Here is a 20,476-nt window from a genome sequence, read left to right as displayed (position 1 = left end):
CTTCCCCTTTATCTACATTTCTTTATGTTTCACTCATTCGGTGTTTCTGTACCCGTATCCCCATCGTCAGCACTTCCATCTGCCGGTGGATGGGCCGGTTCCTCTTCGTTTCCGCTGGCATCCGTTCCCGAATTTACGGGCGGCGCTACGCTTTGATTCCCCTGCTCATTGCCTGTTCCGGTACTCGGCGGATCGGTCTGGTCTTTATCCTTGCCGTCATCCTTCGGCGTGGTTCCCGGGTTGGTTGTAACCGGCGTAGAGTTGTCCTTCAGCTCGATCTTCACAACCAGTCGATTCCTGTCGGCTCGATTAATGAAATCCGGAAGCGTAATTTGAAGCGGAATTTCATGCATACCCGCCTTCAACCCGGCTAGATTGGCCTGAGCCCCGATATCTTCGGGAGTCAGACTATTCAGCAGGTCGGGCGCTCCGGTAAGCGTAAGTGATATCGACTTCTCCTCGGGCTCAAGGATAACAGCTTCCAGGCCCGAAGCTACTCCCTTTAAGGTTATCGGGATTCCGCTAATGACCCGTTCGCCATGCGATACGGCCGTAACCTCAACTTCGACAGAGCTCGGCTCGATTTTCTCAAAACCTTCAGGCGGCGTCAAGTCGGCCGTAAGTACTGTTGTTCCTGATTTGTTAATTTCAGACAAATCCACAATCGCTTCGATATAGGTCTCTGCTCCTGCAAGCGCCTCTTTGCTCCCGAACAACTTGACTTCCTTGACCTTTTGATCCACCTTGGAAAGCACAAGCCCTTCGGCCAATCTTCCCGTATATTTCAGCTCCAGCGGCACCGTCACAAAGGCAGGCTCAATCGGCACTTCGGCCGCTACGCTGCTCGGCTCGATGACCGCATCCTCCATCACAACGCCTTCCTTATCATATGCCGTCAGCTTGACGCGTTTCTCCGTAATGTTCTCCTTGGCTCCGTCCAGCTCAATATTCCCCTTCACCTGACCGAGCTTCTCCATCCTGGATTCCGGCAGCGTCACCGTGACTTGGCGTGGGTCGATCAGCACGGGTGTCCCGGCCCGGTAATCTTTGGCTGGCTCGCCCTTCGTGCCAATACTTACCGTCACCGACTTGGAGACCCGCTTCTCTACGGTCACCGTAACCATGCTGGGATCCATCGATACGACCTCCACTCCGTTCGGCACGGAAGCAGTTAAAGGAAGGGTATGGGTACCGGGCTCCTTCACATTGCTAAGGTCAAGCTTTACTTTGTACTCATCCGTAAACAGGGTGATGTTGGACCGTTTGCCCCTCACTTCCAGCGTCACGCGGTCTTTGTCGATACCCGTTAAAGCATATTCGCCATCATCGAACCCGTAGGTTTGAATTTTGACCCCTTCAATCACACGGGTATCGTAGAAGGTTGTCGGGGGAGGAGGCGAGCCGCTGTCCATATGAACCATCGCCCACAACAAGATGCTGACAGCCAATGCAATCAGCTTGCTGACTGTATTGTTCTTAATCCATTTATCCATTACGGCCCTCCTTCCGTTTCCAGAAGAACGTGCGTTTCTCCTTCGTGGATGCGGCAGGACGCATCTCCTCATACAGCTTGGAGATGAGGGATTCTTCCTTGATATCCCGAACCACTTGCCCATTCAATGCTAACGATACTTGACCGGTCTCCTCCGATACGACCACCGAGATCGCATCCCCCACTTCACTGATTCCTATGGCTGCGCGGTGTCTGGTACCAAGCTCTTTGCTTATAAAAGGATTCTCCGATAAGGGTAAGTAACAGCCCGCCGCGGCAATCTGTCCGTTCTGGATAATAACCGCTCCATCATGAAGCGGCGTGTTCGGTATGAAAATGTTAATGAACAATTCCGAGCTGATCACCGATCGCATCGGAATGCCGGATTCGACATACTCATTGAGACCGGTTGTCCGCTCAAATACGATGAGGGCACCGATTTTTCGCTTCGACAAATAATTAACGGCCTTAATGGTTTCGCTAATTAATTTATGGGTCTCTTCATCGGCGTCCGCCGTTCGTCCGAAGAACTTACCGCGGCCAAGCTGCTCCAGTCCACGTCTAAGCTCTGGCTGGAAAATAATAAAGATGGCCAGCACCCCGAACGTGAAGATCTGATTCATCAGCCATTTGAGCGTGTACAGATCGAACCAGGTGCTGAGCGCCCAAATAACGACCAGTACCAAGATTCCTTTCAACAGCTGCACAGCTCTTGTGCCCCGAACGAGCAGAATCATTTGATATATAATATAGGTAACGATAAGAATATCGATTATATCCTTGATGGTTTCTCCCCAGGTCATATCCGTGAAATACTCCATACAGCAACCCCCGTCAATTCCATTAAGTGCGGGTTCAAAAAATCTGCCCCTCACTGGGAACTTTTTGAACGTCCTCATGCATAACGCTTGAGACTATATATGTAGTATGTACTCTACACTCTCTAGGTTATAACGTTAATCTTTCCGATGCAAGCGAATGCCTCGTCCATAACCTGCTTTCTGCAGATTTTTGTAATAAAAGAAGCGCCGTCTTTTCACTGAAAAGAGGCGCTTGTATTCAGTAAGGTGCAGGCGATTCTTATCGGTAAGCGACATCTGTGAACAGATTGGAGATTTTGTACCATATCCAATCCATTGCCTTATCAATATCTTTAACTTGACCTGCTATATGAGCGGTGGAGGCCTGGAACAACTCCCCGTCAATGACCGTGAGATTGCCATTCACTTGGCCATAGACCTTAGTCTTCCCATTCTCAACGGTTATATCTCCCGCAATGACCTGATCGGCAGGAATGATGACCGTGTCACCTTCAATCACCAGCTTCTCGAATTCATCACTCTTAACAACCAGCTGGTTCTCTTGGTTCCAGAAGCTGATGGTGCTAAAGAGCATGACCACGACAAACATGGCTGCCGCCGTAAGCGCAGGATGATTCCTAACCCAGGTAACCCATGCCTTCTGCTTCTTCGGCTTAGGCAGCATGCCCATAATGCGGTCTGCTAGATCATCTGATGGCTTCGTCGCATGATGAGTTAAGGAAAATAGAAGCATATCGGTATGCTCCAGCTTCTCGAAATTGACTCGGCACTCGGAGCATTCCTGCAAATGCTGCTGCAATTCAAGCTGCTTCGGCTCGGACAAGTCATTATCCAGATAATCATGCATCAAAGAGACGGCTAATTTGCAATCCATTTGTGAGCCAATCCTTTCGTTCAATCTCTTTGCTGGGTCCATTCCCCGACCGGGGACATAAGACTTGCTTATTGTTCATACGTGCAGGAGTCACGGATGTTTCAAATATTTTCGGATAAAAAACAATTTTGTCTGCAGAGTCCGCTGAATCGTGGGAATCAGCCCTTACCGATTCTTGGCCCGCATCATAAGCGACAACGTCAACTAAGGCGCCGTCTTGAGGTCAGCAAGAAAAAACCACCCTCCGGTGGCCCGGCTTTTTCTTACAATTTATGCTCCAGCTTTTTCCTAAGGAACTCACGTCCACGGTGGACTCGCGTTTTGATCGTTGTTACAGGCAAGTCCAATATCTCGCTAATCTCTTGCAGCGATAAATCCTGTATATATCTCAGGATCATGATCGTTTTGTACTTGGCCGGAAGCCCCTCGATCGCCTGGTGGATGATCCGCTGCGTTTCCGACAGAAGCGTTTCACTCTCCGGTGTGCGATTGTCACTCGGGATGAGGGAATAACCGTCCATACCGTCACTGTCGTTCAGTTCCGCATCCAGCGAGAAAGAAGGCTTGCGTTTTCGCAGCCGGTCTATACCAAGATTCGTCCCGATCCGGTAGATCCAGGTCGAGAATTTCTGGTTTTCGTCATAACGATCCAGGTTTTTATAGACACGCAAGAACGTCTCCTGTACGACGTCCTCCGCCTCATGGCGGTTGCTTAGCATTCGGTATGCTAAATGAAAGATCTTATCCTTGTACAGTTCCACAATTTCGGCAAAAGCTCGCTGATCGCCTTTGCGGGCTAGCTTTGCCAGTCTTACATCCAAATTTTCCACCATAACTCCCCCAGAATGGTCTGATGGGTAACGTTTTAAAAGCATCATTCAAATGGTAATTCAACTGTTTCTAAAAATCAACAACTATTAGAAATCCAACCGAAAATTTCGAATGGATCAAAGTCTATCATGCCCCATTCTCCCCAAGATGAATAAGGAGCGATCCATCCGGTATAAAAAAAGGCGAGGCTCGAGTGAGCCTCGCCTTGTTCATCGAGATCTTTGTCTTGCTGTGCTATAACGATCGATCCCAGCCAGGGCCCGCATCAGCCCGTATTCCGAAGCCCTGCGGCAATGCCGTTAATCGTGAGCAGCACTTCGCGAAGCAGCTCCGCGTCATCCTGCCCCTGCTCTCTTAAGCTGCGGAGCTCGTTGAGCAACTGTACCTGCAGGTAGCTAAGCGGATCGACGTAAGGATTGCGGAGTCGAATCGATTCCTGCAGGACCGGTTGATTATCCAGGATGTCCTGCTGTCCGGTAATTTTGAGGACGAGGTCCTTCGTCAGGTTGAACTCTTCCTGGATCATTCCAAAGATGCGCTCGCGTGACGTATCGTCCTTCGTCATTAAGGAGTACTCCTTAGCGATGATAAGATCCGCCTTGGCAAGTGCCATCTGAAGGGTATCAATCAGCGACGTGAAGAACGGATAGTCCGTGTACATCTTCTGGAGCACCTTCAGATTCTCTTCCTTGCCTTGGTAGAAGCTCTGTAAGCCCGTACCAGCCGCATACCATGCCGGGAGGAGGTAACGGCTCTGGGTCCATGCAAACACCCAAGGAATGGCTCTCAGGTCCTCGAAACGGTCGCTGTTCTTGCGCTTCGATGGGCGGGAACCGATATTCAGCTCGCCCACTTCCGGAAGCGGCGTCGATTCTTTGAAAAAGCTAAGGAAATCCGGGTCGCGGAAGATCAGGTCCTGATACTTCTTCTGCGCTGCCTCCGAGATCCGGGAGGCGATTTCCTCCCATTCTTTATCGACAGATTGGGTTTCAGGATATCGTGCATTGATCGATGCCGTAATGAGCGCGGAGGTGGCTTGCTCCAGGCTTCGATAAGCAATCCCTTTCAGGGAATAGCGCGACGAGATGACCTCGCCCTGCTCCGTAATCTTGATGCCGCCGGCAATCGTGGACGCCGGCTGTGCCAGAATACTGCGGTTCAGCGGCATGCCGCCGCGTCCCAAGGATCCGCCCCGCCCATGGAAATACTTCACCTTGATGCCAAATTCGTTGGCAACCGCGGTGATTTCCTTAAGCGCTACTTGAAGCTCCCAGTTGGCCGTAATGGCTCCGCCATCCTTGTTGCTGTCAGAGTAGCCGAGCATGATCTCCTGCAAGTCATTCATTGCGCTTACGGCTTCGCGGTAGATCGGAAGGCTAAAGAGCTTACGCATGATCTCAGGCGCAGCGTGAAGGTCCTCGATCGTCTCGAACAACGGTGCTGCCTGCAAGGTGGCAACTACCGTACCGTCCGTATCCTTCCGGAACAATCCGGCTTCTTTCGCAAACACCATCACTTCCAGAATATCGCTTGCACCCTCCGACATACTGATCAGATAGCTCGAAATGCACTTCACGCCAAATTCCTTCTGAGCACGGAATACGGTACGGTACACTTCCAAGCATTCCTCCGTACTGTCGCTGTACTCCTGATAAGGGGTCGTCAGCGGACGCGGGTCGTTCAGCAGGTCGTTCAGCAGCGCAATCTTCTCATCTTCGCTTAATTGCACGTAATCACTGGTAACGTTCATTTTGTGCAAAATCTCAGCCATCGCATTCTCATGCTCTTTGCTGTGCTGTCTGATATCCAGGGTTGCGGTATGGAAGCCAAACAACTCGACCTGGCGAATCAGCTTCTGGATGTACGTATCGGCGACATAGTCAGCAAAGTGGAAGCGCAGGCTGCGGTCAATGATCTTCAAATCCTCAATGAATTCTTCCGGTGACTCGTAGCGCTCGCTGCCGGTCATTTCGTCTTCGAGAATATGACTGATTTTGGCCAGCATATAAACGAGCTTAATACGATACGGCTCTTTCTCATTGTGCCAAATTTCCATCTTCTTCAGCGTGACGTTTTGGCGGTCCTTCTCAATGGACGCAATCAACTCGTCGGATACGTTGACAATGGTCGAGCTGAAGCTGAGATACTTCATGAAATCACGCAGGATCCGCTGGTATTCACGGATTGCCAATTTACGCTGCATCTCAAGGGTTTTCCAGGTCACGTCCGCCGTCACCGAAGGATTACCGTCCCGGTCTCCACCGATCCACGATCCGAAACGCAGATACGTCGGAACATGCCAATGATGGCCCGGATAATACTTATTCAGGCAACGCTCCAGTTCTTGATAAACCTCTGGCAGAATGTGAAACAGCGTCTCATGGAAATAATACATTCCGTTTCGGACCTCATCCAGAACGGTCGGCTTACGGTCGCGAAGCTCATCGGTTTGCCACAGTGTAATCACTTCATTCAGAAGCTTCTCCCGAAGCTGTTCTCTTTCGCGGAATGTTAATGTTGGGTTGTCCAGCAGCATCACATCCTCGGCGATCCGTTTATGGATATCGAGAATGGCTCTGCGCATCGCTTCAGTAGGGTGAGCTGTCATGACCAGCTCAAGGGATAGATTTTCGAGAATTTCTTGAACTTCTTCAAAAGGAATGTTGCGTTCTTTCAGATCCTGGACCGCACTTTCAATGGATCCCGGCTGAACGCCTTCACCAGCGGAGCGCTCATAATCGCGTTTCCGGCGGATTCGGTGATTCTGCTCGGCGATGTTAACCAATTGGAAGTAAATCGCAAATGCGCGGATCACTTGATGGCGGATGTCCGGTTCCAGCGTGCTGATGATTCTCTTAAAATCTGCGAACAATTCAGGAAGAAATACGGATCGCAACGATTTGCTCGTTTCGCGAATTTTCTCAACTATATCTAAAAGCTCGTTGCCTCCTTGGTGGACAAGAACTTCTCCAAGAATATTGCCAAGGAACCGTACATCTCGCCGCAGCAGATTGTTGGAATTACTCTTTGCGGTTACTGTAAGTTCAGTCATGCTACTCCTCCCATCTCAAAGCCCTTTTTACGCGGTTTATCTCTAGAACATAACGCCTTCCTAACATAATACAATAAATGCGGGCGAAAATCTTCACTTTTCAACCGAAAAAATTAGCCAGATCGACAAAATTCATTCCCTTGAAAAGCGCCAACATCCCATATACGACAAGCCCTGAAGCCATTGGCAAGTCTCCTCTTTAATACATTAACACTTCGCAGAAACATCGTGCGGATATGTAAAAAAACATCACACATGGTGATGTCCTGCTATATTATGGAGCGGGTGATGGGAATCGAACCCACGCTACCAGCTTGGAAGGCTGGTTTGAGGACCTGTCACTGTCTGTCTATAGTATCAAAAAGCCCATGAAATAAGCAACTGTTTTAAATGCGGATTGTCTGTGCATGCCTATGATATCCAAATAAACATAATTAGATTGCCCCATTTTTGCCCCATTATGAAACCAAGTTAAAAGGCAACGAGCTGGATTGGAATGTACAATAATCAGCTCGTTGCCCTTTTTCTCTAAGATACACGATCCCACTCCTTCCGCATTGGATTGGCGAGATTATCCCAACTTATGACCATAACGCCGTTTCTTACATTACTTGCTTCTATATAATATGACGTTGAAGTCCCTCCATATATAATAGTAATTTTGCAAGGCAGCTTATATAAATGAATCTTCTCCTCCAAATATCTCCTGAGAAGCGATCTATCCATAGGCTCATTGGTGGCTAGAGTGTACTCCCATTTCATACCCAATCCCTCCTTAGATGTATATTAATGGTACTACGAACAAACGTTCTTATCAAGACTTGTCTTCCCTTTTGTGCAGATGTATCATGGAACGTATGATCGTATATGGAGGCGTGTTAAATGAGCATAGCCGAGGCAATTACAAACGAGGACCGTCACTATGTTAAGCGATATATTATATTACCTATGATTATTACCGCATTTGAGCGCGATAGCCGGTACATACAGGAGCAACTAAAGACACCAGGGCCTTACGTTGATGTTATCAAAGGAGCTGTCGAAAAAGCTCATAAAGATCTTATGGAGGTAAAAAAACACTTTTGGCTGAAAGGTATCAAAGTATACGACGAGCAGACAACCAGGATCGGGAGAAAAGCAAAGTTTATGTGTCGCGGTTACACATCGCAGATCGAGCTCCGATGGGAATATATCTCTGCTGAAGCATCGGTTATGATGCGTAAGTATATGGGGTTGGACATCTCATCCTTCCAAGATCCGACCCTTCCGGAGCAGCTGAAAGAACGATATTAGTAAAGAAGGATTTTGAATATAGCCGCCGAAATGACGATTTAACAGTTGTGATTGAAGGAGGCTAACGAACGTGTGGCACAGAGAATTGAAAGCGGCCATTAATAAGAAGCAGCCGGTGACGATTCGGCTAAAAGATGGTGAAGTAAGGCAAGGTATTCCTGAGCAATGTACCGACTATGTAAAGCTGAGGATGGATAACGGGGTTGTTTGGATACCTGCAGCTGAGATTGAACATGTGAGCCGGTTAATACAATTTCAACCGAAAAAAGACCCTTCCAGCACATAGCCGGTAGGGTCTTATAACGCCTTGAAACATTTTATTGAGTCCTAAGATACACTTTCCTGCTTTTTTGCTATATTGGAACCGTTTCTATCACGTACCCATTTTTCATTTAACTCTAGGATCTTTTCAAACATTTCAGGGAATTCACTCGCTAAATCTCCTATTTCGGAATCAATTTTCATATGCTTGCAGTGATTCCAAGTAGTTTTATGAGTTCTTATATAGCTGGTTTTGTCTAATCCCAAACCATTTTGAGTCGTCGACGGAATTAAAAGGTCAAAATCTGGGTCAGGTTGAATATTATTTAAGCTAGATATCGGTAGAAGTTCATAATCAATATTCAAATAAGATGGAGCATGCCTCTCATAACCGATAACCAGTACAGGGCGGCTCTTCACCTTTATTCTTCCTGCCTTAGGATCAAAGTACTTCTCTAACGACTTAAATATTTTACCCACATTACATTTTGGATCAGTCAAATTCCGACACCTCACTGCAGTACACTATCTTCATCAATATCCAACATGTCCATGATCATGTTTTCTTTAGCTATAATTACGTTGCCCTGATCATAATCACTCAATCCTAGTCGAGAAATCTTATAACATTCATCATTATGAGATAATTCCCTCAGAGTCCATGCAGGGAGAGACCCTAACTCATGAATTATTTCTCTAATTGTGTATTCTTCCTCGTCACTAGTAACTACGTTTTCATCCAGAAAATGAAAATTATTACGTACCTTTTTATTTACAGGTCCGTGTACCCAACCTTCAAAGTCGTCGGCAAAAAGCCAGATCCCGAAATTCTCATAATGCCTCTTTTGACAAAAATAAAGCAGCTTATGCATTTTCATCTCTGTCAGATCATTTTCTAATTCGGTCATTTTGAATATTGATAGGTACAGTTTTTTTACTGCTGCAGCGATTTCTAATATATCGCGCGGCATAAAAAACACCTCCTCGATGTATCTATCGCAATTATTGCACACTGATACCATGATGTAAACCACATTTTTCCATGGATTAGCTTATGAGAACAAAGATTCCGCTAGCAGTCGGTAGGGTATTGTTCTTATTTCTTTTTTTCCATCCGCATGATGAGAACAGCCGCTTCCTCACGGGTAATCGGCGCGCCTGGGCGCGTCCCATCAAAATACCCTTTCTTTGTAGCTGCTTCCCAACTGGATGCCGCCCACGGGCTGACGATATTAATGTCTCGGGTTTGATTGCTCACTGGCTCCCCCTCCTTTCTGGATACCCCTTGGATCAGTTCAGCCATCCGGAAATATTGACCTGGGCAAGAGGTTGACGCTAGTTCCTTGTGGCCGACAACCTTGGCGGACGGGTACTTTTCCATTAACCAGATATTTAAAGCAATCCCTGATGCAAGCTGCGCATCGGTCATCTTCTGCTGAGTAAAATCACCTTGGTACCCAACATGGAGTGAATCGTGGTTGTGGCCTTCTACCCCTGCCCCATAATGGAAGCCACGGCCTTCATAAATGGTTCCATCAAACCCAATCCACCAGTTATATCCTATCCCATTCCAACCCCGATTTTTATGGAAATCATGGACCTCGTGAATCCCCCACGTTTTATGAGCCATATGGTGCTGCACCAGATAAACCACCTTAGAAGGTGGCGGATCTAGGGCATATTTAAATTTCAAGCCAGGGTAAACGATGTTTACCTTTGTCACTCTGCTGCTCCCCCTTTCCGCTGCTCGGCACGTTGGATCTTCTTGTCCAGCTCCGACTTCACCCATTCAATGATCGCGTTAAGGACCGGCAACGGCAGATGGTCACCCCATCCCGCCCGGATCGAGTTAGCCGTCATACTTTGCACGACATGGTATAGAGTACCGATGGCCAGCGCGCCGAAGATGATACCCGGCAGCTTAAAGACGACGTCAAGAAGATGGCCACCAGCTGGCAGGAGCAAAATAAAGAACGTCCTGGCCACGCCATCGAGGCCGTACCGGCTGCCATACGTATTATCACGCTTAGCGGCGCGGACGCCAGACAGCCAATCCATAATGATGAAAAAGAGCAAGGCGGTCATAATGGCAATTACGGCTTCCCCCTCACCATACATAAAATCAAAAACCGGCACCAAAACGGCTCCGGCTGAGCTGAAAATTGCTTTCCATTTATCCAAGTGATTTCCCCCTAAATTATAAGATGAAAGCCCCTGGACCACTCCAAGGGCATAAAAAATACGCCTTCCGGCGCTGCTGATGAATCTATTCTTCGATTAGGAATTCCAGTCCACTATCAACCAGGATATCACGTACGCCTGGCTGCAGGGATGTTGGTACTTCGCTGAACTTCGTCTTGTTCAGGATTACACGTTGTGCAAAAAACATCGCCATCATCTCACCGTCACCTCCTTTCGAGAGTATCCAGTAAAAGAAGCGGCGAATCACTGGTAAACCTGCTGGGCCATCTCGGCGATGACATCCTCGATAAATTCCGTTCTTTCAGTCAATGCATTGTTTTGCGCTTTAAGCAAGGTGTTTTCCTGCTTCAGCATAGCCACTTGTTCCGTGAGTGGCGGCTGTGGTGTTGGCGGAACTTCTGGATTGTTAGGATCCGGGTAGGTGAATAGTATCTTCTTTGTTTCTGGGTCTACCTGAAAAGAAGAGGCGAGCATAAAGTCTTCCTGATGCTCGCCGTATTCCAATTGAATCACGCCATACGTTGCAGGGTCTCTATCCCGCAATAGTGGGTAGTTTTGGATAGTATCCTCTACTGTGCGAACAGGAAACTCATCAGGGTATTGTTGGGCGGGTATGTGCGATATGACGCGCCCGGTGTCGGCTTCGTAGAAGATCATCACACCAATTTGAATCATAGTCTTATCCTCCTAATTAAGTGCAAGTATTTCATAATGATTACCTATAGGTTTACCTGTACTTCCGTCCGTAGCAAACCCTCCAACTAATCGCACGCAATCAGGTCTATACGGGTTGCCTAATCCAAAAATTCCACTACCGCCATCACCGTACCACCTTAAATCACGATCACTACGGTAAAGCCATGGGTTAGGTCCCGGAGTTGTTTGTGGTACCATCCCTATATAGACAGGAGCCCCTTCGGGTTGGCCTTGGTAGTCCCGCCACACCCGAACAATGCCAGGGACGAAACCTTGAGGTATCGGGATGTTTAAACTGTAGCTGTCGTTTACATCAACCACACCATAACCCTTAATGACGGGTCTCCCTTCGACCAGCGTTCCAATAATTCCACCTACATTAACACCATTGCGTATATTTGAAGCAATAAGATTGGCAAACACAGCCCTGATAACACCTAATCCGTTGTGATAACCCTGAGGGATAGTGTATGATCCGTTTTGTGTCGTTATTGTCTGTGAGACTGCACCACGGTTAAGCATGCTACCGTTAAAAGGACCGCTTGCATTAGAGGCGCTTTTCCCGGCCAATAGATCGGCTGCCGTTGCATTTCCTGTTGCTCGGATAATGGCTGCTATCTTTGGGATGAGCTGCGCCCATGTTTCGGATGTGGATGCCGTTACACCTATGGAGTTGAGCGCGGCAACCACATTCGCTTTCTGCTCAACTCCAAGCTGCTTTGCCGCAAGCGCCTCGTCATTCACAGCTTTCAGTGCCTTTTCAGTAGGGGCCACATTCTCCCGCGTGCCGTTCGTGGCATTGGACAACTGCACGATACCCTTCTGAGTAAGGGACGCATCTGGGACCGTTACATTCCCTAAATCCTCCTGGATCCGCCCAACTGCGGCGTCGATTTTATCCCAGTTATCATTAAGAACCACGTCAACGTTAAACGTGTCATTCCCGTCCGTTTCACCGTTCACCTTATATAGATCCAGATTCGGTGTCTGACTTGGCATCCTGTTAACCTCCTGTTCTTCTAAAAGCAAATTTTGAAAATGGCGTCTGCTTGAGCTGGTCAAACGTCATGACGTTATTGACATCCCGGACCAGCAGAAACCGGAATTCATATTCCAGGGTCAGGTGCGCCGGCTTGATGTCGTTCAGCGCATTCTTCAGATCGTCCAGGTTCGGCGGGATCCCGAGCGTATCAATGAAGGTGATGGTGACCTTGTAATCCGCCGGCGTAACCGATACGTCCACTTCGCCGCCGTCGTAGGCCTGCGCTACGTTCTTGATCAGGCTGCCGGACACATTCCCATGGCCGCGCATCTTCGAGATAACGACGGAGCGCCGCTGCTCGATGGGTTTCCCGGCTTCGGCCGTGATCTGCAGGTCACGCTCATACCGACTGATCGCCCAGGTTGCGGACTCTGGATAAGATTGATCCAGCAGCTCCTCGATCCGAGAGGCGAGTAGATCCACTTCAGGTCCTTCGGTACCGACCAGCTGCTCCATCTCAAGCACGTCGTCATAGTATGCGGGCAGATAACCCTTTAACCGTTCGGATCCACTCATGACACCGTCACCGTCCCGAGCACCGCGACACCGTCCGTACCGATTTCAATGTTCTTCGCTTCGCCATTGACCAGCAGGTCGGAATAGTCGATGACTGGCGGGATCCCAAGAATGATTCCCTGGATCCGCGTGTACCGGATAAGAGGGTCCGTAAAGGCCAAGTCTCGGAAATATTCCGCAGCGCCTCGCTCCAGCTGCTCCTTAACCTCTTCCAAGGTTGCTCCTGTGGCCAGTGTCACCTTAACCGAGATATTGATCGGGATCTCCGTCGCCCCGACAACCGTAGTCACGGATCCGATCGGCGCAGCCCCCTCACCCATACCGTCCTGCGTTGGATCGATATACTGCTGTACGGCCTCCACCACTGGAGCCGCCGGCGCTTTCATCTCGTTGTCCAGCAGCACGACCTTCACCGTGCCAGGGCCAGCCCAAAGCGGAAATGCCCGAGCCCGGCCGACGCCATTGATCTCCCGGGCCCATAACTCATATTGGAACCTGTTGCCGGACGTGATCGGCCGGGATACCTTCTCCTGGTACCGCTCGTATAGGACCTCATCCTCTTCCGTGTCCTCGCCGGCGACCAGAAGCTCCGTCAGCTCACCGCGCCCCAGATCCGTGATGTAATCGATCGGGATGAGTGCGCCGAAGTGACGATTCCCTTCTGAGCCCGCCGTCTCACATTCCATCCGGTAACATCCGAGAGACATGCGTTCCACTGCGATATAGTTCAGCTCACCCAGGCTGAAGCGGCTGCCGATCGGGATGTCCAGCAGCTCGCCGGATCCGGAATAAAACACACCACGGAGCTGCGCCTTGCTGGCCAGCTTTCGTTTTACACCCGACCAGGCGATGGAGCGGTCCAGGTATTCACCGCTGGCCGTATCCGGGAAGCGAAGATTCGCATTCAAGTCCAACTCGACATACATTTGAGCCAATTCGGCGGCGGCCGGCGCCAGGGCATCATAGATGATACTCCCCTCGCGCTTATCGATCCCGTCCGGTACCCGGTCCAGCATTCGCTCCAGGATGTTTTCAAAAGTCTGATCCTCGTACACCGCTACACCTCCTGTTCCTCTTGATATGTGCCGAATTCGATTGTATCGACCGAAAACCGAACCTTGGCAGTATCCATGCCGTACTCGAAGCTAAAGCCACTCACGGAGGAGATCCGGTCATCTTGGGTTAGCGCCTCTTTCACCCAGCGCTCAACCTCTGACTCAAATACCGCCCGCCCTCGGACAGCGCCAGGGTCCATCTCATTCCCGTAATTACTGGAATAAATCAGATGTTCGAAGCGCTGGGTCGAGAGGATTTTGAAAACGGCTTGCTTGACGGCCTCGATCCCGTCCACCGTTTGGCTGCTGATCCGGCCATTCGCTCGATCGAATCGGTACGTCCGGCTCGGAAGCGTGACGGGTTCCAGTTCCTCATCTGTCATTTCGACATCGCTCTGAGGGATCATTCGCTCACCGCCTTATCCAGCACCAAAAATTTTTGTCCGCCTTGGACCCGAAGCAGAATCACCGCGTCTCCCACGGCCAACCCCTTGCGTATGACGATTTTATCCGTTAGGGCCTTCTCCGTATCCGGGGATCCAGAAATCTTGTGAACATGACTCAAATCGATCTCATAGCGAGTCAATGTTTCCGGAACAATCAAAAAAGCCTCTGGGAGAGTTACCCTTTGATCAAGGCTAATTTCCAGGGGGCTTATCGATACGACCGATCCTATTTGCACGGCGACTGGATTACTAGCGCCCACTGCTTCTAGGGCTGCCTTTTTGATGATATCCAGCATACCTACACCATCCTTAAATCAAGTGTCATTTTGTGATCTGCGCCGGAGACTTGATGGGTACACTCATCGACGAGGAAAAATTTATTGATCCCGAAACGCGAGATCTGGATATTGACGTACATCCCCGCACGCATCCGGAAGTCTCCGATCGCCTCGATCTTCATCTTCCGAGTTTCCCGGTCCTTGGCCGTGATCAGGCGTGTCAGCAGGTCATTGATCTGCGCCTTGGTCATATCCTCATCCACGCTCTGATAAAGCTGCAGCTTTCCCCATTTCTTAATCCGGCTGCTGTCCTCGATCTTAAAGGTTTCCCGTTTGCCGAACTTCTCGTTATCTCGGTACAGCACAATGTGGTTATAAGTGTCCTCGTCGATGGATTTCGAATAGGTGAAGTCTGTCATCAAGCTGCCTTCCCCAATGACAAAGCCGTATTTCATATCGTTGACGTTCTGGAGCGTCAGCTGCCCGAAGTCATCGTAAAATACGAAGTTGGTGCTGTACTGAATCAGCGTTTTATCCAGGGCCCAGCAGATCATATCCATGAGCGTCTGATTGTCCTGATAAAAATTCGGGATCTTATATTTGGTGTCCACCAACTTCCCGGTCTTCAGATTGAAATCCTTGGCGATCCGTTGGATGATTTGCGTCGCGGTTACGCTGGTCAGCACATAGGTATGGTTTGCTTGAAGATATCGGAGCTGGTCGTAGGCCAGGATCTTCGCCTCACCGTTTCGACTCATCTCGAATTTGAAGACATACCCCATGAATACCTTGTTCGTGCCGTCCGTCAGCTGGACGATATCCCCGTTTTGATACTTAAATTTCTTATCCTGATAGATGCCGCTGTCGATCAGAGTAAACTCCAAAGAGGAAGCCTTGCCGATCCGGGATGTGGAGTACCGGATATCCTTGACTACATTGGTTACATCCCAGACGTTCCCGTCCTTATTATCAATTACGATTTTCATTGACTCACCCCGGCAACTTAATCACGGTACCGACTTTCAACTTCTTCGCCTGTGCTTCCGTGATGTTGTTCAGTTTCATAAGCTCTTTGTACCGGCTGCCGTCCCCCAGATGCGCCTTTGCGATCGTCCACAAGGAGTCACCGCTTTTGACTTTTACCGTTTTAGGCTTGGCTCGCTCGTCTGGACGGTCCGGCTTTTTGGCAGCAGCCTGCTTTTTCTTCCCGCCAGCTGCCGCTTTCGTTTTCGCGATCGTTACCTTCTTGGCCGAGTAGAAAACGTACTCTTTAAGGGATAGGGTATATTCAAAGTCACCAGGAGCTCCGCCGACCTCTTTGTAACTGAATTCCTCAATAGATGCAGCGATGTTGATCTTCAGGCCCTGACTGATATAAATAAATCGGATCGGCTTTTTCTTGTTCATCCAGTCCTCAATCCGCATGATGTAATCGGCAGGCGAATCGAAACCTGGGGATTGGATCGCCCTGGACAAATCGGCGGGAAAGACACCGCTAAATGTGATCTCCTTAAGCTTTGGCGCGTCGATCGCGTTGATCCAACCGAGACCGGCGACGTTGTGCTCTTCTCCCTCACCCTCGCCCTCGATCTCGATCTCCTCTGGCAGCACTGGGATCTGGAACACAACCTCGCGGTTGTTAAAGCTCAATTCGATACTATATTCAGCCATTGTCATACACCCCTTTGGCGCTGGACGCTACCTGCTCCTCAAGCCGGGTATTGATTTTGGTGATAATCGTATCCAGGTCACCGCTGTTATTGATATTGCCCGTCTTCAGATTGACGGTAGGCGTCAGAGTTACGAAATTCTGAATGTTCTTCATCTCGGCAATATCACGCATGATCTTTAGATCCTCGCTGCTGATGTCCACCTTCCCCTTGATCTTATCGACCTGGCCGACTTTTCCGACCTTATCGATTTTTTTATTCGGCTTATCGGATGCGACGGCAGGCATAGCAGATGCCGGGACCTTATAATCCGCTCCGCCGCCCTTGCCTGCGCCTTTTGCCTTCCGTTCAGCTTCGGCCTGCTCTGCAGCTCGTTTCGCGGCTCGTTCCTCCAGGAAGTTCACAACCTTCGCCTCGCGTTCAGCTGCTTTGGCCGCTGCACCAGCCTTCGCAGCTTCCAGCTTGGCTGCATTGGACTGACGGATAGCCTCTGCTTCAATAGCTGCTGCAGCACCAAGTTGTATATGCTGCAATGCTTCGCCAACGTGCACTCCAGGTAATGAGTTAAGCGCGTTTATTAGACTATTGATACTATCGATGACCCCGTTCGCCATCGAATCAACGATTTTTAGAACAGTCACTTTGGCTTGATTAAAAGCATCAGAAATTCCGTTGCCAACCCACGTAAAAAACACCGGGATCTGATCGAAGAAATTTAAGATTGCATTCCAGGCACGCATGAGGCCGGCGGCAAACTGATCGTTTGTTTTCCAGAGATTATACAACCATACGGCCAGAGCGATGATGCTGGTAATCAGCAGAATGAAAACATTCGCCTTCATAACAGTATTCAAACCAGCCCAAGCCACACGCAAGCCATTAACCGCTGCAGCTTGAATAAACAGTGCCGCCGTTTGGATCCCTGTCGCAACTGCGCCGACAATCATGGCGATCCTATTTACAGCCATAATCAAAGCCAATGCGCCCAGCGCTCCAACCACGCCGTAGACAATCGGTCCTAGAATCGGCCAGTTGGTCCGCATGAACGTAAATACCTGGGTCGCCGTCTCCAAAAACCACAAGAGCGTCCTAACCGCTCCTGAGATCGCCCATGACAACATATCGAATGTATCCTGGAACGCTCCTGATTCGAAGCCGGCGTTAATCTTATCGAATAGAGGAGCAAGCGACTGCAGGCCCTCCTCCCCAGCTGAGGCCATGTTAAACTTGAAAGTTTGAATGGCTCGGTTCCATTTGGCCGCCGGGGAGTCGAGCATCTTCTCAAAGGCCTCTTCGGTCAGATTCTGCTGATCGAGCATCTTATCCATGCCCTTGATAAATCCGTCTACATCGCCCCTCATACCAGCTAAACGTGCCTCGCTGTCTTTCAGCATGCTTCTGCTGATGTTGAAGCGTTCTGAGATTGAGGTATAGTCACCACTCAGGAGCTCCTTTAGGGAGAACGCTGCACCTTCAAGGCCCTCGGTCGGATTCAATTTGGAGAGGCGCATGGCAAGTTTGTTCATCTCGGTTAGCTGCTTTGGGTCCATCGTCGCCGACATGAACGACATACTGCCAAGCAAGCTCGCATTAACGTCTTGCCCATATTTCAAGGCCTGATTGACCGTCTGGTCATAAATGGCCCTACCCAGCGCTTCGTTGCCTGTTCGAGAGGTAAAGGTGTTCACCATTTCCTGTTGCTGCATTGCCCCGCCAATCGTCGCTCCGCCGAGTTCCTGCGCGCCTTGGAGTGTAAGATAGGTTCCCACCAATCCCTTGATCGTATTGGTCAAACGCCCCGACTCCCTTTGACCTCGCCTCACCGAATCATTAAATCGATCTTGCCGGCGAGTTGACTCTTCGATCGCTTCGGCAATCTGGCTCTCAGCAGATGCAATCTCTCTTTTTGCTGCAGCCAGCTGCCGGTCGATGTTATGATTCCGGCTCGTTGCACGGTTCATCTGCTCCATGGTTCGGATAACGATGTTTAGGGCATTCGTGATGTTCCTAAGCGGCCTTGTCATGGCGTCATACATTTGCAGCGTAGAGGATACTGTGGTCATGACCTACCTCCTTTCGAGCAAAATAAAAAAAAAAGACACCAAATCATTTTGGCGTCAGGAGAAATAATCCATATTGTAAGTCACCTTGTATATAGTGCTATTGCTTCCAAATGAAACCCAAAAATCAGCAATTTTATCATTTACCATTTGGTATCTGGTAGCGTTAGGGATATCTTCAACTTTTTTAACGTTGGGTCCTGGGTTAATATTGAAGCTAGCAAAAAGTTCTCTTTCGTTTTCGCTTTTTTCTCTATAACCCCCATTATAAGTGAACCTTACGACTTCGTTATCAATGATCATAAATTCATATTTGTTATTATCATAAAAATAATACGTTGATTTATATGATCTTGTCTCCGATAACTTAAAGTCTGCTTCTTCTTTCGATTCAGGTTCACCCATTATCTGAATTAGCGTCTCGGGAGAAATACGACTAAATTTATTTGCGTCCATAACAACCTCTAGCGCACTATCGTCTCCAGCGCTTGTACTCACCTTAGAAACAGGTGTGATCTCCTTAGCGTTTATTGTGATACCTATAACTAAGAGTGCGATTGAGGAAATAAATAAATACAGTGTCGCAATCCCCTTCTTTTTTGATTCCCTCTTATTTGCCTTCGAAACAATCCACATAACAAGCATAATTATTGCAACAACCGAGGCAACGAGCCAAAGAGCCATGACCAAATAAAACACTCGAATCCCCCTATCGGAAAAATATTACTTTAATCCTACCAAATATAGGGACCCGAGGTCTACCGCTTTCTGCTTTTACTGCCCTTTAGCTTCTTGGCTTCTGCCTTCTCCTTATCGACCCGGATCGAGATCATGGCATAGATGGCGGCCCGTTCCCGGACCGACATCGCCATGAGCTCATGAGGAAGGATGTGCAATTCGTGGAGGGCGTAGTACGCATAGTTCGCGTCGCCGTCGCCCTCGTTGATTAGTTTTTTACTTCTTCCACCAGATCATTAATGTCCTGATCGAAGCCGTTCATCGTCTGCACTCGCTCGCCGAGAGCAGCAAACTCGCCAGGGAGCAACATTTTGCGCAGAAGCACCTCGGCACCCTTAACGCCGTACGACTTCTGCAGATCCGCGTTCTGCAGATCCGGGAAGACGACGCAGCTGGACATCAATCTAGCCATGTACTCGTTCGGATCCAGTTCAGGCGTGTAGATCCCGCCTTTCCCTTTAACCTTCCGCGTAGACGCCTTGCGGATCTCGTTATTCTGCTCTTCGGTGATGCTGCGCAGCTTCCACGGAACGGGCTTGCCCTCCGCATCCTTAAAGCGCTCCGATACCACGAAATCCTCTGTTACCTCCAAAGCTGCATTACCTGCAAAAAACATAGAAAGATCGCTCATTGTTATTCTCCTTTTCTATTCGATAGATTTTTATATTAGGATCCCAGGACTGGCTCCTGGAACGTTTGGCCAAGATCAACGTCCTCAAACGTAAAGCTAACCTCTTCCTCCAGCGCCTCCGATTCGGTATCCAGTGCAGCCATGATCACGCTGTCCAGATTTACGCCTTTGAGCGTTACCGTTTGAGCCCCGATAGAGGATGATGGATCTTCATTGGTGATCGTAACGTCGAAGTATGCATCCTTGCCTGATTTGATGTATTCGTACATAATCTGCCGAAAAAACGATGTCACATAATAAATGGTCATCGTCCCGGTTCCAGTCCATCCCGTTGTCTTGTGCTGGACTCCACGGCGGCCTAATGTACGTACCTCCGACTTATTCTTTTCTACGGACGCCTCCAACGTCTTGATATAGAACATTTCATAGTTCCTGTTATCAAGCGTGAGGTATGCTCGCCCTTCCTGGCCAGAGATGGCGTCCTGTGCTCTCAAAAAGCCTGCCATTCCTTATCCCTC

At 49.1% G+C, this 20,476-nt stretch carries 24 protein-coding genes; 2 read left to right on the top strand and 22 right to left on the bottom strand.

Going from position 1 to position 20,476, the window contains the following annotated elements; genetic code table 11:
* Window positions 1-29: 29 nt before the first annotated feature.
* From MKX76_RS26655 to ppc, 5 genes are all read right to left on the bottom strand, one after another.
* Window positions 30-1,493 carry a CdaR family protein gene (locus MKX76_RS26655; RefSeq protein ID WP_007133198.1) on the bottom strand — a complete coding sequence of 488 codons (1,464 nt, stop codon included), beginning with the start codon at window positions 1,491-1,493 and terminating at the stop codon, window positions 30-32.
* A complete protein-coding gene (cdaA, locus tag MKX76_RS26650; RefSeq protein WP_007133197.1) occupies window positions 1,486-2,313 on the bottom strand; it encodes a diadenylate cyclase CdaA in 828 nt (275 codons plus the stop codon). The genes MKX76_RS26655 and cdaA overlap by 8 nt, the downstream gene beginning before the upstream one ends.
* Before the next feature lie 259 nt (window positions 2,314-2,572).
* Window positions 2,573-3,187 (bottom strand): zf-HC2 domain-containing protein, encoded by a 615-nt coding sequence (locus MKX76_RS26645; RefSeq protein WP_007133196.1) that lies wholly within the window; start codon window positions 3,185-3,187, stop codon window positions 2,573-2,575.
* A gap of 263 nt (window positions 3,188-3,450) precedes the next feature.
* Window positions 3,451-4,020: an RNA polymerase sigma factor SigW gene (gene sigW / locus MKX76_RS26640; protein ID WP_034274467.1), complete on the bottom strand. Its 570-nt coding sequence runs from the start codon at window positions 4,018-4,020 to the stop codon at window positions 3,451-3,453.
* Window positions 4,021-4,283: 263 nt separating this feature from the next.
* Window positions 4,284-7,070, bottom strand: a complete 2,787-nt coding sequence (gene ppc, locus MKX76_RS26635) for a phosphoenolpyruvate carboxylase (RefSeq protein ID WP_007133194.1) — start codon at window positions 7,068-7,070, stop codon at window positions 4,284-4,286.
* Between the two features lie 882 nt (window positions 7,071-7,952).
* Here ppc and MKX76_RS26630 point away from each other — a divergent pair.
* Window positions 7,953-8,363, top strand: a complete 411-nt coding sequence (locus MKX76_RS26630) for a hypothetical protein (protein WP_341034888.1) — start codon at window positions 7,953-7,955, stop codon at window positions 8,361-8,363.
* Between the two features lie 70 nt (window positions 8,364-8,433).
* Window positions 8,434-8,649, top strand: a complete 216-nt coding sequence (locus tag MKX76_RS26625) for a hypothetical protein (protein WP_341034887.1) — start codon at window positions 8,434-8,436, stop codon at window positions 8,647-8,649.
* A 41-nt stretch (window positions 8,650-8,690) separates the two neighbouring features.
* Here the strand turns inward: MKX76_RS26625 and MKX76_RS26620 are convergent, their stop codons facing one another.
* The 17 genes from MKX76_RS26620 to MKX76_RS26540 all read right to left on the bottom strand — a co-directional run bounded on the left by MKX76_RS26620 (window position 8,691) and on the right by MKX76_RS26540 (window position 20,464).
* Window positions 8,691-9,125 carry a hypothetical protein gene (locus MKX76_RS26620; RefSeq protein WP_341034886.1) on the bottom strand — a complete coding sequence of 145 codons (435 nt, stop codon included), beginning with the start codon at window positions 9,123-9,125 and terminating at the stop codon, window positions 8,691-8,693.
* A gap of 11 nt (window positions 9,126-9,136) precedes the next feature.
* Window positions 9,137-9,595, bottom strand: coding sequence for a Panacea domain-containing protein (locus MKX76_RS26615; RefSeq protein WP_341034885.1), 459 nt, complete (start codon window positions 9,593-9,595; stop codon window positions 9,137-9,139).
* Between the two features lie 125 nt (window positions 9,596-9,720).
* Window positions 9,721-10,347 carry a peptidoglycan recognition protein family protein gene (locus MKX76_RS26610; RefSeq protein ID WP_341034884.1) on the bottom strand — a complete coding sequence of 209 codons (627 nt, stop codon included), beginning with the start codon at window positions 10,345-10,347 and terminating at the stop codon, window positions 9,721-9,723.
* Window positions 10,344-10,805, bottom strand: coding sequence for a phage holin family protein (locus MKX76_RS26605; RefSeq protein WP_007129593.1), 462 nt, complete (start codon window positions 10,803-10,805; stop codon window positions 10,344-10,346). The genes MKX76_RS26610 and MKX76_RS26605 overlap by 4 nt, the downstream gene beginning before the upstream one ends.
* Before the next feature lie 85 nt (window positions 10,806-10,890).
* On the bottom strand, window positions 10,891-11,022 hold the full coding sequence (locus tag MKX76_RS26600; protein WP_007129592.1) for a hypothetical protein: 132 nt from the start codon (window positions 11,020-11,022) through the stop codon (window positions 10,891-10,893).
* Window positions 11,023-11,069: 47 nt separating this feature from the next.
* Window positions 11,070-11,501 carry a hypothetical protein gene (locus tag MKX76_RS26595; protein WP_341034882.1) on the bottom strand — a complete coding sequence of 144 codons (432 nt, stop codon included), beginning with the start codon at window positions 11,499-11,501 and terminating at the stop codon, window positions 11,070-11,072.
* Window positions 11,502-11,513: 12 nt separating this feature from the next.
* Window positions 11,514-12,521 carry a phage tail protein gene (locus tag MKX76_RS26590; RefSeq protein ID WP_341034881.1) on the bottom strand — a complete coding sequence of 336 codons (1,008 nt, stop codon included), beginning with the start codon at window positions 12,519-12,521 and terminating at the stop codon, window positions 11,514-11,516.
* A 4-nt stretch (window positions 12,522-12,525) separates the two neighbouring features.
* Window positions 12,526-13,080 (bottom strand): putative phage tail protein, encoded by a 555-nt coding sequence (locus MKX76_RS26585; protein ID WP_341034880.1) that lies wholly within the window; start codon window positions 13,078-13,080, stop codon window positions 12,526-12,528.
* Window positions 13,077-14,135, bottom strand: coding sequence for a baseplate J/gp47 family protein (locus tag MKX76_RS26580; RefSeq protein WP_341034879.1), 1,059 nt, complete (start codon window positions 14,133-14,135; stop codon window positions 13,077-13,079). Before MKX76_RS26580 ends, MKX76_RS26585 begins: the two co-directional genes overlap by 4 nt.
* Window positions 14,136-14,137: 2 nt before the next feature.
* Window positions 14,138-14,542 (bottom strand): contractile injection system sheath initiator, encoded by a 405-nt coding sequence (locus MKX76_RS26575; RefSeq protein ID WP_144869671.1) that lies wholly within the window; start codon window positions 14,540-14,542, stop codon window positions 14,138-14,140.
* Window positions 14,539-14,877 carry a DUF2577 family protein gene (locus MKX76_RS26570; RefSeq protein WP_144869673.1) on the bottom strand — a complete coding sequence of 113 codons (339 nt, stop codon included), beginning with the start codon at window positions 14,875-14,877 and terminating at the stop codon, window positions 14,539-14,541. Before MKX76_RS26570 ends, MKX76_RS26575 begins: the two co-directional genes overlap by 4 nt.
* A 2-nt stretch (window positions 14,878-14,879) precedes the next feature.
* A complete protein-coding gene (locus tag MKX76_RS26565) occupies window positions 14,880-15,845 on the bottom strand; it encodes an XkdQ/YqbQ family protein (RefSeq protein ID WP_341034878.1) in 966 nt (321 codons plus the stop codon).
* A gap of 4 nt (window positions 15,846-15,849) precedes the next feature.
* Window positions 15,850-16,530: a LysM peptidoglycan-binding domain-containing protein gene (locus MKX76_RS26560; RefSeq protein ID WP_341034877.1), complete on the bottom strand. Its 681-nt coding sequence runs from the start codon at window positions 16,528-16,530 to the stop codon at window positions 15,850-15,852.
* The gene (locus MKX76_RS26555) at window positions 16,523-18,592 is read right to left on the bottom strand and encodes a hypothetical protein (protein WP_341034876.1); all 2,070 of its coding nucleotides are present in this window, start codon (window positions 18,590-18,592) and stop codon (window positions 16,523-16,525) included. Before MKX76_RS26555 ends, MKX76_RS26560 begins: the two co-directional genes overlap by 8 nt.
* 54 nt (window positions 18,593-18,646) lie before the next feature.
* Window positions 18,647-19,288: a hypothetical protein gene (locus tag MKX76_RS26550; RefSeq protein ID WP_213614349.1), complete on the bottom strand. Its 642-nt coding sequence runs from the start codon at window positions 19,286-19,288 to the stop codon at window positions 18,647-18,649.
* A 247-nt stretch (window positions 19,289-19,535) separates the two neighbouring features.
* Complete coding sequence (locus MKX76_RS26545) at window positions 19,536-19,958, bottom strand: phage tail assembly chaperone (RefSeq protein WP_341034875.1); 423 nt, start codon at window positions 19,956-19,958, stop codon at window positions 19,536-19,538.
* Between the two features lie 35 nt (window positions 19,959-19,993).
* The gene (locus MKX76_RS26540) at window positions 19,994-20,464 is read right to left on the bottom strand and encodes a phage tail tube protein (RefSeq protein WP_144869686.1); all 471 of its coding nucleotides are present in this window, start codon (window positions 20,462-20,464) and stop codon (window positions 19,994-19,996) included.
* Between the last annotated feature and the right edge of the window lie 12 nt (window positions 20,465-20,476).

This window comes from Paenibacillus sp. FSL R5-0810, from assembly GCF_038002285.1.
In the GTDB taxonomy this organism is placed as follows: domain Bacteria; phylum Bacillota; class Bacilli; order Paenibacillales; family Paenibacillaceae; genus Paenibacillus_AQ; species Paenibacillus_AQ lactis.
The sequence above is the reverse complement of the archived record's forward strand: the minus strand, read 5'-3'. Positions and strand labels throughout refer to the sequence as shown.

Excerpts from the sequence above, each read along its gene's own strand:
- MKX76_RS26655 (WP_007133198.1), bottom strand. The coding sequence starts at position 1,493 with ATGGATAAATGGATTAAGAACAATACAGTCAGCAAGCTGATTGCATTG.
- cdaA (WP_007133197.1), bottom strand. The coding sequence starts at position 2,313 with ATGGAGTATTTCACGGATATGACCTGGGGAGAAACCATCAAGGATATA.
- MKX76_RS26645 (WP_007133196.1), bottom strand. The coding sequence starts at position 3,187 with ATGGATTGCAAATTAGCCGTCTCTTTGATGCATGATTATCTGGATAAT.
- sigW (WP_034274467.1), bottom strand. The coding sequence starts at position 4,020 with ATGGTGGAAAATTTGGATGTAAGACTGGCAAAGCTAGCCCGCAAAGGC.
- ppc (WP_007133194.1), bottom strand. The coding sequence starts at position 7,070 with ATGACTGAACTTACAGTAACCGCAAAGAGTAATTCCAACAATCTGCTG.
- MKX76_RS26630 (WP_341034888.1), top strand. The coding sequence starts at position 7,953 with ATGAGCATAGCCGAGGCAATTACAAACGAGGACCGTCACTATGTTAAG.
- MKX76_RS26615 (WP_341034885.1), bottom strand. The coding sequence starts at position 9,595 with ATGCCGCGCGATATATTAGAAATCGCTGCAGCAGTAAAAAAACTGTAC.
- MKX76_RS26600 (WP_007129592.1), bottom strand. The coding sequence starts at position 11,022 with ATGATGGCGATGTTTTTTGCACAACGTGTAATCCTGAACAAGACGAAG.
- MKX76_RS26595 (WP_341034882.1), bottom strand. The coding sequence starts at position 11,501 with ATGATTCAAATTGGTGTGATGATCTTCTACGAAGCCGACACCGGGCGC.
- MKX76_RS26590 (WP_341034881.1), bottom strand. The coding sequence starts at position 12,521 with ATGCCAAGTCAGACACCGAATCTGGATCTATATAAGGTGAACGGTGAA.
- MKX76_RS26585 (WP_341034880.1), bottom strand. The coding sequence starts at position 13,080 with ATGAGTGGATCCGAACGGTTAAAGGGTTATCTGCCCGCATACTATGAC.
- MKX76_RS26575 (WP_144869671.1), bottom strand. The coding sequence starts at position 14,542 with ATGATCCCTCAGAGCGATGTCGAAATGACAGATGAGGAACTGGAACCC.
- MKX76_RS26570 (WP_144869673.1), bottom strand. The coding sequence starts at position 14,877 with ATGCTGGATATCATCAAAAAGGCAGCCCTAGAAGCAGTGGGCGCTAGT.
- MKX76_RS26565 (WP_341034878.1), bottom strand. The coding sequence starts at position 15,845 with ATGAAAATCGTAATTGATAATAAGGACGGGAACGTCTGGGATGTAACC.
- MKX76_RS26560 (WP_341034877.1), bottom strand. The coding sequence starts at position 16,530 with ATGGCTGAATATAGTATCGAATTGAGCTTTAACAACCGCGAGGTTGTG.
- MKX76_RS26555 (WP_341034876.1), bottom strand. The coding sequence starts at position 18,592 with ATGACCACAGTATCCTCTACGCTGCAAATGTATGACGCCATGACAAGG.
- MKX76_RS26545 (WP_341034875.1), bottom strand. The coding sequence starts at position 19,958 with ATGAGCGATCTTTCTATGTTTTTTGCAGGTAATGCAGCTTTGGAGGTA.
- MKX76_RS26540 (WP_144869686.1), bottom strand. The coding sequence starts at position 20,464 with ATGGCAGGCTTTTTGAGAGCACAGGACGCCATCTCTGGCCAGGAAGGG.